An 11,988-nucleotide genomic window follows, 5' to 3' on the forward strand; every position below is an offset into this window, starting at 1 on the left:
CAATCAACCTGCTTAAAGCAAATTTAATTGTTAAGTGATAATTTATTTAATTGATTAATCATTCTTTCAGCGCATTTTTGTTCAGCAATGCGGCGGCTGGCGCCCGTTTCTGTGATCGGACTTATGCCTGCCACGGCGCAGCGACATTGCACCACAAAGACTTGATTGGGTGCACTGCCTAAGGTCTGGATAAGTTCATAGGTTGGTAATGGTAAGCGATTGCCCTGAAGTAGCTCTTGTAGGCGGGATTTGGCATCTTTGAGCACCTGCTCTTGACCCACTTCTGTAATCAGATCTTTATACCAATCCATCACCATGCGATTGACGACATCTTCACCATCGCTTTTTAAATTATCCAAATACACAGCAGCAATGAGTGCCTCGACTGCATCCGCCAAAATTGATGCCCGGTGGCGACCGCCGCCTTTACGCTCACCAACGCCCAAAATCAAGTGCCGCGACAGCTCAAGGCGATCAGCGATTTGAACGAGCGTTTCTTGGCGCACCAAAGTCGCCCGCATCCGCGTCAGTTTGCCTTCGTCATGCTCAGGATACTGTGTAAATAATGCTTTTGCAATAATCAAACTCAAAAGCGCATCCCCCAAAAACTCCAGTCGCTCATAGCTTTGTTTGGGATCATATGAGCGGTGGGTCAAGGCGCGGCGTGGCAGCGAGCTATCCACAAACTGATATCCAAGCTTAGCGCAAAGCACGGGCAATCCTTGCTCAAAGTCGGTAAAGTATGGCAGCTGATCAGGCGTCTTAGTAGCTGATTTTGGTGCTTTGGTGATTTTTGAGGTTTTGTTATTCACAGTCAATTCCGGACAATTTAATCAATGGCACCATTACGCTCAAAACTTGGTAACTTAAACCCTGGCTCTTTATGCATCCAAATATAAGTTGCCTTGCCCGACAGATTGGATTCTGGCACAAAGCCCCAAAAACGCCCATCATCGCTACGATCGCGATTATCACCCATCACAAAGTACTGCCCTTTGGGCACCTCAATCGACCAACGCTCGCCGCCAGAAGCAGCCAATTCTTTAGAATGCGCCATCAAAAATGGTGCCTGTGCTGACGAATTCATATCAGCCAAATATCGGACCGTATAAGTATGACCGCCCAAATTTTCAGTTTGATAACGCGCCAAATGCTCTTCTTGACGCCCCCAGTTTGCTCGGTCTGCATCGCTGAGCAGTTGACCATGAATCATATTAGGCATCATTTTATCCAATAACGCACTTGGCATTTGATAATTTGCGGCTGCACTTCCTACTTTTTCACCATTAATCGACAACATCCCACGATCAAAACTCACGACATCGCCAGGCAAGCCGATCACGCGTTTGATAAAATAAATATTATCATTCACAGGATAACGAAAAACAGCGACATCGCCACGCTCAGGGCTGCCAGTATCCAAAATCTTGGTGTGTGTTATTGGCAAGCGCAGTCCATACGCCGATTTATTCACCGCAATAAAATCTCCAGTATATAGTGTCGGCACCATAGAAGACGATGGGATATTAAACGGCTCAACAATAAATGCACGCACAATCACAATCGCCAATAAAACCGGCAAAAACTCATAAGCCCAGCGCACCACTTTTGTTTCGCTGGCAGGATTGCCTTGTAAGGTGGCAAGCTTCACACGACTTGCCTGAAAATCCTGATAAGCTGCTTGCACATCGCTTGGGGCGTGAGCGTCAGGCGTATAACTTTGGGCATCGGCACGCATGCCATGACTTGCCAAAGCCGACTCAAGCCTTTGCTGATGCATTGAAAATTGAGTTTCGGCAAATTTGACTGCTTTGGCATGCTGCTTGACGGCAAGATGTTGTTTTAGGGCAAGCTTATCCACCAGCCAAATCACCAAAAACGCCAAAGTTATCGGTACGATAATTAAATTAATGTCAAAATTCACCAAACTCTCCTACGGCAACTGTGCCAAGCTTTATGCAGCGATACACGATCAAATACTTAACTGTCAACTTTCAAAACAGCCAAGAATGCTTCTTGTGGAATTTCGACACTGCCGACCTGCTTCATGCGTTTTTTACCTGCTTTTTGTTTTTCAAGCAATTTTTTCTTACGGCTGACATCACCGCCATAGCATTTCGCCAAAACATCCTTACGCATGGCTTTAACCGTACTTCTGGCAATGATTTGGCTGCCGATCGCCGCCTGAATCGCCACATCAAACATTTGACGAGGAATCAGCTCTTTCATTTTTTCGACCAACTGATTGCCGCGGCGGCGGGCGTGTTCTTGATGGCAAATCATCGCTAGCGCATCGACTTTCTCACCATTAATCAGCACATCAACACGCACCAATTTATCAGCTTCATAGCGCTCAAAGCCATAATCCAGCGACGCAAATCCGCGACTGGCAGATTTTAGCTTATCAAAAAAGTCCATGACAACTTCACCCATCGGAATATCAAAGATCACCTGCACTTGACGCGCCATGAACTTCATATCCACTTGGACGCCTCGACGCTCAATCGCCAAAGTGATCACATTACCCAAATACTCTTGAGGCACCAAAATATGGCAGCGAGCAATCGGCTCACGAAACTCAGCAATCACTCCTGTATCAGGCAGTTTGGATGGGTTATCCACATAAATGATATCGCCATTTTTCTTGACGATTTCGTAAATCACCGATGGCGCTGTGGTAATTAGGTCAAGATCATATTCGCGCTCAAGTCGCTCTTGGATGATCTCCATGTGCAACATGCCCAAAAATCCACAGCGAAAACCAAATCCCAGTGCCTCAGAAGTATCAGGCTCAAAAAATAGCGCCGCATCATTAATTTGAAGCTTTTGCAGGGCTTCACGGAATTTTTCAAAATCGCTAGAATCAATCGGAAACATCCCTGCATAGACTTGAGGTGTGACTTTTTGAAACCCTGGAATATTTTCTACATCTGGCGTTTTGGCGTGCGTAATGGTATCACCCACAGGAGCGCCTTGGATGTCCTTAATCCCTGCAATCACAAAACCCACTTCGCCTGCGTACAGCACATCTGTTTCTAGGGATTTTGGGGTAAAAACCCCAACCGAGGTAACAATGTGTGTCTCACCAGTCGATTTAATGAAGATTTTATCCCCTTTGGCGACCTGACCTTCGCGGACGCGCACTAGTGATACTACACCCAAATAATTATCAAACCAAGAATCAATGATCAAAGCCTGAAGCGGCGCCTCGCGATCTCCTGTCGGCGCAGGGATGGTATTGCACAAGGTTGTTAACAATTCCTCGATGCCTACGCCCGTCTTAGCAGACACTCTTGGCGCTTCGACAGCCTCAATGCCGATGATATCCTCGATCTCTTCAATGACGCGCTCAGGCTCAACCTGGGGCAGATCAATCTTGTTTAAAACTGGCAATACTTCCAGCCCTTGCTCCACGGCGGTGTAGCAGTTAGCCACACTTTGAGCTTCAACCCCTTGAGCAGCATCGACCACAAGCAGCGCCCCTTCGCAAGCTGCCAATGATCGAGAGACTTCATAACTAAAATCTACGTGACCAGGCGTATCAATAAAATTAAGTTGATACGTTTCGCCGTTAGGATGATTGTAATACAAAGTCACCGACTGCGCTTTGATCGTAATTCCACGTTCGCGCTCGATATCCATGCTATCTAGCACCTGGGCTTGCATCTCACGATCTGACAGACCACCGCAAACTTGAATAAAGCGGTCAGCTAAAGTGCTCTTACCATGATCAATATGAGCAATGATAGAAAAATTACGAATATGAGAGATATCGGTTGGTTTTTTTGCAGTCATATAAAGCGCTTATCAAAAGAAAATAAAAATAAGATAACAGAATATTTTACCTTATCTGACAGTGTTTCGCCATCAATTTCACAGTTTTTATGGGAAATCGGCAGCTTAAGATCACCAGGATTCAAGATTACGCACCCTTTTAAGAGCTTATTCGGTAAGCAGATATTTTACGAAAAAGGAGTATGGATTTATTGGGCTGATGCGGTTGTTTTGAGCGCCTTTCACTGATAGGCAGAGACAAATTTAAGCGCTCAAAATACGCTAAACAGATCAGCTGTCTTTTTCAGGAGGTACGCCCACTTCTTGGGGATGAATATAAGGTAGTGCCCAAGGAGAGGCGCCATAAAACGAGCCATTGAGCTGCGTTTGCTCAATCAGGTATTCACGAAATTTTAGATAAAATTCATGATCAGGGGCAACTGGATCTGTCCAAAATTCATCCAATGGTTTTTGATCGGTCAAACCATCAATATCATACAACGCCCGACCCATCACCTTGGTAGGTTTTTTGTGGTAGATAGACTGAAGACCGGTGGTACTATTAACAGTGATCATGCCAATACTATGACGAATCAAGCTGGGCAGGTGCATGTCACAGCCGTAGTGTGCACGGCCTTGGATTTGGTAGCGATCGGACAGCGCTTGAATAAACGCTTTATAGTCTCGATGTCCACGATCGAGTGGATGATGTTTAAATAAAATCTGTGTATGTTTAGGGGCGTGCACTGCGAATGATTTAAGCACAATTTCGATAAATTCAGTCACATCCTGATAATCACTATGATGCGTGATTTGTGAATCGTTATGAACTTGCAAGCTCACCAAAAAATACTGCTGACTTGAATGCTTGATAAGACGCTGTTGCAAAAGCCTGTCTGGCAGATAACGCATGGCTTTACGGATCGGCGCTCGCATCCACGAGATCATCTCCTGAGATATGGATAAGCCCCGATAATGAGAATAGTAAGGATACTTTTTACCACCCAAAAAAACCACAAGATAATAGACAATGCTTGCCACGCACAGTCGCCAAAAACGATTAGCCGTATATTTCGGACGGTCATTGGCTTTATCAAAACTGTCTATCATGGCAGGATTCAGACGAGAATAGCCGTTAATACCATGCTCTTCTAGCGTGATATAATCAGGGCGCAAATAGCCTTCTTCAAAAACAAAAAATGACACACTCAACAACGCACACACATCTTTGGCGATCATGTGATAAGGGCGACAATCATTAAAGCACACCACCGCATCAATGTCATACTGAGCAATTACTGCCTTGAGAAAGTCATCAAACTCATGCAGCTGCCCCCGATAATTGGTCATCATATCTTTGTGGCAATAAAAAAACGCATCACCAGCATTGAAATTGATTTTGTGGACTGTGCGCCCTCCATCCATCAAAAAGCTGGCAAAACGACAAAAAAACGTACCCATCTTACCTTGTAAAAGCAAGATATTACGATGTTTTAACAGTCGTTTCATGGATGCAGACATAAAGACTCGGCACAGCAAGTTAAGAGGGATGATTTAAAATAACTCGCTATTTTAACATGATTTTTTGTAAGATGTTTTATCGAATCGTAAACTTGCGCAGCTGCATCAGTCGAGTTTTAGTCATGCGCTTCACACGATGAATCACAGAGGGCGGCTTGGCATTTGCCGAGTGCTGATAAATATATTCAATCACCTGCTCGCACTGCGCAAGTCCATATTGATTTGGCAAATGATAAATTGGGTAATCAATCAAAACGCCGTATATCAATGCCTCTAAAGTCAGCGGCTGATTACGCGACCGCCGAGTCAGTGCTGCTTGTTTTGGAGTGTTATCAGGCTCGATCACATCTTGGGTCAGCCCAAATCCTGCATAAAATGGCATACCATAGCACACCACATCCAAGCCGCGCAATAATGCCTCAAATCCTGTCAAAGAGCTGATCGTGTGCACGACATCACAAAGCTCTAGACACATCGGCATGGCGGCATCATGAGCGATTACATCAGCCAGCTGCTGTGTTTTATCATCAAGTTTTCCGTGTCTAAGCCCTGCCTCAACATCTGGATGAGGCTTATAAATAATGATGTCTTGGGGAAATTGTTGCCGAACTTTGTTAAGAAGTTCTCCATTTTTTTTGATTAGGCTTGCACAGTTTTGTACCGAGGCATCATCTTCTACTTGACCAACCACCAAGTGAACTTTAGCCTGAGGCTTAGTTGCTTTAAGCTCATCAATACGCTCAAGCAAGGTGTGATTTTTATTGCCAACATTATATTTGCTGACTTGATGGCTAAGTAACAATTGATGCAGTCTTTGTGCTCGCTGCCTCTGTTTGTCATCCAAATGAATAGTTTTTAAAATAGTTTCAAGGCGAGAGTGGCAAGTAGCGTCAAAGTAGATACCCAAATCATCAATGACAACTGATAGCGGCTCGATCAATGTTGCGCCAAGTCCATTAGATCGAATAAATCCATCTTCCATACACAAAATATCGGCGCAAGCACGATCTTGGTAATCTAAAATTTTTTGAGCAAGGGATTGTTTGGCAGCCAAACCCCAAACCAAGTAGCGCTGATGATCGGGCAATGCTCTAAGAGATTTTTTGTCATCTTGCTGGGCACGCCAAGCATTATAACGATCGGTATAAAATAATCGCATTTTGGTTTTTGATTTGAATACCAAGTCGGTCTGCGGAAATTTAACAAAGCCCTTGACAAATGACACTTTCCAGCGGCTAAAATCATAAGCAAGTAAATCACCTGCCAGCCGATCTTGCCAATGTCGATTGGTGATCAAATAGTCCATGACCGTCTCAATATCCGAGCACTTGCCAGTAGCAGGATCGGCATAGTAACTGTATTCAATATAACTGGCATAAAACAGCTGTGCGACATTTGGACATGGATGGCCAAGATATTGGGCTTGTACTTGACGATAAAGCTTAGAGTCTTTGATAAAATCATCTATCGTCAGACCAAATCCTGAATACCAATTGACGCCAAAACAGTGGACAGTTTTGCCAAGCATTAGCGCCTCAAAACCCATGTGGCTACTGACAGTGAAGACTGCCTCCGCCTGTTCAAGCAGCGCAATGGGATTGCAAGATTCGCCAATTACCAAGGCGTCACGGTGTTGTGTACCAAAATATCCTTGGCCGGCAGGATGTGCCTTAATCCAAATATTAGCTTCTGGATATATACGGCGAGCCGCATCATACATCGCAAAAAAACTTTGGGCGTCAGCACCCGCCCCTGTGACGGACGCATCACCCACCACTTGATCAACAATGATCACATGGGGCTTGTTATTTTTAGCAAGCAAAGACAGGTTTGGTGCGGTACTAGAGGCATTATATTTGGACAATTTATGGTTAATCAGCTTATCAATCAGCGCATCAGCGTAAGCTTGTTTAACTTCATTCCAGTCTTGAACAGTATGATAAATCAAGCTTTGCAAGCGATTGGGACGAGTTAGATCAAAATAAATGCCCAAATCATCCAAAACAAAACTGGCAGCATATCGACTCTTTGTACCGCCATCTAGCGAACGCAAAAACCCATCTTCAGCTCGCCAAAGAGGCAAGTTTAGCCGTTTTGACAAACGCTCTGCTTTTTGAGCAGATGGTCTTAGCCCCCAAGCTAATATTGCTTGGTGATCAAAGGCTTGATGTTTATTTAAGTGATGCTGCCATCCCAAAACTTGGATGGGCGCATCCAAAGCAGCCGAAAGCAGGCGATTATTGTTAATAATCGCCTGAGAAGTAAAAAACACTTGGGGCCGTGCGCGCATCTGACACCTAACTTCCAGTCTTATAAGGCGGCGATAACGCCTGCTGCCACGGCAATTTGATAAAAAATCTGCGAGATGCCGCGGGCGATTTCCACACGACGGGTCTTCACTTTCGGCAAGACCATGATCTCATCACCTTCCTGCACGCGGTATGCCAAATTCACCACTTTGGTTTCGCCATTTTGTTGCATGACCAAAATATTTTTCGGATCGGCGCTATCATCCATTCCGCCTGATTTAGCGATATAATCCGCAACGGTCAGGCTTGGATCAAAGGTCAAAGCACCTTGGGCGCGTACTTGACCATTGACTGTGATGATGGAGGTTTGCTCAGGAATGTGAATAACATCCCCTTGCTGAAGAATGATATCTTGCCACGAGTTTGGCACAACAACAACTCGCCCTGTGGGCTCAATACGCCGCGCCTTAGCAATGAACTGCTCCACAAGTTTCGCATCTTCAGCACGTAGCTGAGCCTCTTCTCGAGTCACCGATTGCGTCGCTAAAGTCATTTCCTCCAAGCGATTCAACGCTTGATTGATCGCCTGCTTTTGCTGCTCGGCAACCGATTTGCGGTAGATGGATAAATTTTGTACATTTGCCAAACTTGATGGCTCTAGCTGCGCGATGACATCTTTGAGGCGAGCGCCATGAGGCAAAATGACTGCGCCATTTCCTCGGTGCGCTCCCGTTACCTGTACAGCGATTGTACCCGCATAACGATCTGAAGTTACCACCAAAGTATCGCCGTGATTCACAGGCACCCGATCAGCTTCAGACAGCGGATAATATTCTGCCGTCTGTGCACGACCTGCTGCTCGAGTGATGCTGATGTTTGTTGCATCAGCCAGCGGATTTGCCACAGACAATACATCAGCGACGGTAAGATTGTTCACATTGTATTCAAAAATGTACTCGTTTTGTACACGACCTGAGATGCTAAATGTCCGCTTTTGTGGTGCAACGGTAATGACATCACCATCTCGAAAAGCAAAAGGCTGCAAACGACCCGCGATTAAAAAATCATACAGATTCACTTGCTGCACCACTTGACCATTACGGCGAATTTGAATATCAATATAACTGCCGCGCTCAGGATCGACGCCGCCTGCTCGATCAAGATAACTCAGCACCGAATCCGCCGCAAGACCACCATAATATCCCGGCTGATTCACAAAACCCGTGACAAAAACTTTGACAGGCTGCGCTTGCTCAAGAGAGGCGTAGACACCGACATTTGAGCGATAAATTCTAGAGATTGCCGTTTGTACAACTGATTGCAATTGACCGTTTTGAATACCTGCCACGCGTACAGGACCCACATTTGGCAAGAAAATATTACCCTGCGGGTCGACTGTCATTGTTGCTGCATATTGATATGCGCCCCACATTCTCACCTGCACATTATCGCCAGGGTTGATCACATAACTGTCATTAAAAGTAGACCCAGAGGTTGTCGAAAATGCCCCTCGAAACAGTTGCGCGCCAAAGATCTTAGGCTGATTGATATTGGCATCTACAATTTCTTGATATGCACTAGAATTGTTGATCACCGCACTACTACCAAGACTGGCAGCAGCGACCGCTTCTGCTGCTGTTGCCTCGGCAGGCACTTGCCCAGTGGCGGCCAGTACCGCCAAACGACCATTATTATTAGACGGGCTATTGGCTGATGCTGCGCCAACAGATAGCGTCGCAACCATTGAAAGAACTAAGGTTTTTTTTAACATAATCTCATCCTATTTTGAATGGTCACGAATAATTGCCAAAATCAATACTATAAAACCATATAAAATCAGTAAAAGCGCTAACGACGTACCAATGACATAAGCATAACGAGGATATCGAGCATCTTCGGCAGCATGCGGCGATGAGATGACAACCAAGTTTTTCATCTTACGGATTGCTTCGATACGCGCGCTTTCAAGCGATGTTAAAGCCAGTTTATAAAGCTCATTTGCAAATTCAACATCCGCTTTGATAGATTCAAATTGCGCCGTCTGTGTATTCAATCGACTGTTACGCGGCGATGTTAATTTGGCTTGCTCTTCACGAATTTGTTTTTCTACTGACGCAATTTGGCTGCGCAAGCTTACCACTTGCGGCGCCTCAGGATTCAGATAGCTTAGCAGCTGACGCTCTTCTGTGCGCAAGCTACTTAACTGACCTTGCAAAGTTGCGATGACCTGATTGACGATTTGAGCATTGGTTTGAGGGTCAAAGATTTCATTGGTATTTTGGTAATCAAGCAGTGTTTGCTTAGCTTCATTCAAGCGATTTTCCGCATCCGCCACCTGAGTCGTCACAAAAGCAAGCTGCTCACTGGCGACTTTTTTGGAAATATCATTAACAAAAATCTCTGACTCATTTAAGATCGCTTGGTTCAACTCAAGAGCAAATTCAGGCGTGAACCCTTCGGTTGATACGGTAAGTACTGAGCTTACGTCATCTAAAGACACCGAAACACGTTTTTTATAATATTTAACGAGCTCTTCTTGAGAAGCTTCTTGATCAATCTCACTGACAAAGTCGCGGCCATTGATATAATAGTTATTACGAAAATCAAAGCGCTCATCAAGCCGTTTGATCAGATCGGTAGATAAGATATATTCTGTCAGATAGACCGCATCATCACGATTTGTGTTATTAACGCCTAATAAAGCTGAAATACCCGTTGCCGAAACCCCTTGCTCGCTTACTTGTTTCACCACAACACTTGAAGTGCTGACATAACGCGGTGCAGCAAATAATAGCAAATAGCAAATGATCGCAATCCAAGGCGCAATCACTACAATGACAAACAACCATTGATTGATGCGTTTATTTCTTAGCTTGATGGACATGCTTGTTATATACCTCGATCGCTTCTTTTACATTTTCAAATACATGTGCGGTTTGATCCATCAGCACAATCGCCAAATCACAGTTCCGCTCAATATCGCCCAAATTATGTGACACCACCAAAAAACCAGATTGCTCACGGCGAGCTTGCAGCACTTCCTCGCTGCGTTTGCGAAACGCGGCATCGCCTACTGCACTAACCTCATCCAGCATATAATAGTCAAAATCAAACGCCAAAGACAATCCAAAAGTCAGTCTAGAGCGCATGCCCGAAGAATAACTTTTAACAGGCATGTCAAAATATTTTCCAATATCGGCAAATTCTTCAACAAAGCGGATCTTTTCATCGATATAATTGCCACTTGAGTATAATCGGCAAACAAAACGAACATTCTGCCGACCTGTCAAACTGCCTTGAAAACCACCGCCCACACCCACCGGCCATGAGATCGTTGAGTTAGTTATGACTTCACCACTGTCAGGCTCATCAAGCCCACAGATAATCCGCAATAAAGTTGATTTGCCCGCGCCATTACGCCCAAGCAAACCCACCGACTGCTTATCTTCGATAGTAAAGTTAAGATCCTTAAACAGGTAATGGCGACCCTGTTTTGTCATAAAAGACTTGGTAATATTTTTAACTTGTATCATAGTAAGTAATTATTTAGTGCGAATCAAATCGCGCTCAAAGGCTTTATATAGCAGCAACCCCAAAAACATCACACAGATCGTCCATGAGGCAAAATATCCAAAGCTAACATGATATATCGGGTATGTAGGCGACAAAGCATGGCGCATCATTTCCAAATTATGGATAAAAGGATTATACATCAAATAACTCATGTAGGGCTCTGGAATCATGTGCACCGAATAGATAACACCTGATGCAAAATAAAGCATGGTAAATAAAATACTGATAATCTTACTGATTTCACCACCGTAATGCCCAATGATCATTAAAATCAGCGCCAGCCCCAAGCTAAAAAAGAACATGCCAACCCAACCAATCAACACTATGTGCAGATGAGCAAGACTAAAAGTCACCCCAAAAAAAGTCAGACCTAGCAGAAGAATAATAAAAGTAAAAAAGTAGATGACAAGTTCTAAAAATGAGCGGGCAAGAATAATATCTATGTGACGTACAGCGCGATACATTAACAAGCCTTGATTAGCTTCAACTGCCCCAAGAGATCTTAGTGCAATACGCTGCATCATAAAAAAAGGAATAATGCCAGCAACTAAAAAAAGCTTATAGTCTATTCCTGGGAGTACCCGCTCCATAATTGCGCCAAAAATAATCAGGAATATCATTACTTGCGCCAAAACCTCCAATGGCGCCCACAGATACCCCAAACGATAGCCCCCAAAACGTGTTTGCAGCTCACGCATTAATAACGCATGTATAGCAGCAGTCATCACTGCGATGCCGCTACGTTTTTTAATAGGTCGATAAGGCGGTAACTGTACTGACATGAATGATCGATTTTATAACAATTTGAAAATTGAACTATTGTACCACACTTCGATTCAAGGTAAAAACAACTTTAAACCCCCCCCAAACA

General features: G+C 44.4%; 9 protein-coding genes. All 9 read right to left on the reverse strand.

From position 1 onward, the window contains the following. Positions 1-23: 23 nt before the first annotated feature. Positions 24-812 (reverse strand): ribonuclease III, encoded by a 789-nt coding sequence (gene rnc / locus B0180_RS09505; RefSeq protein ID WP_078256696.1) that lies wholly within the window; start codon positions 810-812, stop codon positions 24-26. 17 nt (positions 813-829) lie between these two features. Further along, positions 830-1,924: a signal peptidase I gene (gene lepB / locus B0180_RS09510; RefSeq protein WP_078256697.1), complete on the reverse strand. Its 1,095-nt coding sequence runs from the start codon at positions 1,922-1,924 to the stop codon at positions 830-832. Positions 1,925-1,980: 56 nt separating this feature from the next. After that, positions 1,981-3,795 (reverse strand): translation elongation factor 4, encoded by a 1,815-nt coding sequence (gene lepA / locus B0180_RS09515; protein ID WP_049236924.1) that lies wholly within the window; start codon positions 3,793-3,795, stop codon positions 1,981-1,983. Positions 3,796-4,065: 270 nt separating this feature from the next. Continuing rightward, entirely contained in the window at positions 4,066-5,283 is a 1,218-nt protein-coding gene (locus tag B0180_RS09520; RefSeq protein WP_233424966.1) for a capsule biosynthesis protein, read from the reverse strand. A gap of 88 nt (positions 5,284-5,371) precedes the next feature. After that, entirely contained in the window at positions 5,372-7,585 is a 2,214-nt protein-coding gene (locus B0180_RS09525) for a capsular polysaccharide biosynthesis protein (protein WP_078256699.1), read from the reverse strand. A gap of 20 nt (positions 7,586-7,605) precedes the next feature. Further along, positions 7,606-9,315 (reverse strand): polysaccharide biosynthesis/export family protein, encoded by a 1,710-nt coding sequence (locus tag B0180_RS09530; protein WP_078256700.1) that lies wholly within the window; start codon positions 9,313-9,315, stop codon positions 7,606-7,608. 9 nt (positions 9,316-9,324) lie between these two features. After that, complete coding sequence (locus B0180_RS09535) at positions 9,325-10,428, reverse strand: KpsE/RkpR family capsule polysaccharide export protein (protein ID WP_078256701.1); 1,104 nt, start codon at positions 10,426-10,428, stop codon at positions 9,325-9,327. Continuing rightward, positions 10,406-11,077, reverse strand: coding sequence for an ABC transporter ATP-binding protein (locus B0180_RS09540; protein ID WP_078256702.1), 672 nt, complete (start codon positions 11,075-11,077; stop codon positions 10,406-10,408). The genes B0180_RS09535 and B0180_RS09540 overlap by 23 nt, the downstream gene beginning before the upstream one ends. A gap of 9 nt (positions 11,078-11,086) precedes the next feature. Beyond that, the gene (locus tag B0180_RS09545) at positions 11,087-11,899 is read right to left on the reverse strand and encodes an ABC transporter permease (RefSeq protein WP_078256703.1); all 813 of its coding nucleotides are present in this window, start codon (positions 11,897-11,899) and stop codon (positions 11,087-11,089) included. Positions 11,900-11,988 lie beyond the last annotated feature (89 nt).

This window comes from Moraxella canis, assembly GCF_002014965.1.
In the GTDB taxonomy this organism is placed as follows: Bacteria; Pseudomonadota; Gammaproteobacteria; order Pseudomonadales; family Moraxellaceae; genus Moraxella; species Moraxella canis.

What these genes read in the sequence shown, in the direction of transcription:
- B0180_RS09530 (WP_078256700.1), bottom strand. Translation starts at nt 9,315, where the DNA reads ATGTTAAAAAAAACCTTAGTTCTTTCAATGGTTGCGACGCTATCTGTT.
- B0180_RS09540 (WP_078256702.1), bottom strand. Translation starts at nt 11,077, where the DNA reads ATGATACAAGTTAAAAATATTACCAAGTCTTTTATGACAAAACAGGGT.
- lepA (WP_049236924.1), bottom strand. Translation starts at nt 3,795, where the DNA reads ATGACTGCAAAAAAACCAACCGATATCTCTCATATTCGTAATTTTTCT.
- B0180_RS09525 (WP_078256699.1), bottom strand. Translation starts at nt 7,585, where the DNA reads ATGCGCGCACGGCCCCAAGTGTTTTTTACTTCTCAGGCGATTATTAAC.
- B0180_RS09545 (WP_078256703.1), bottom strand. Translation starts at nt 11,899, where the DNA reads ATGTCAGTACAGTTACCGCCTTATCGACCTATTAAAAAACGTAGCGGC.
- B0180_RS09520 (WP_233424966.1), bottom strand. Translation starts at nt 5,283, where the DNA reads ATGAAACGACTGTTAAAACATCGTAATATCTTGCTTTTACAAGGTAAG.
- B0180_RS09535 (WP_078256701.1), bottom strand. Translation starts at nt 10,428, where the DNA reads ATGTCCATCAAGCTAAGAAATAAACGCATCAATCAATGGTTGTTTGTC.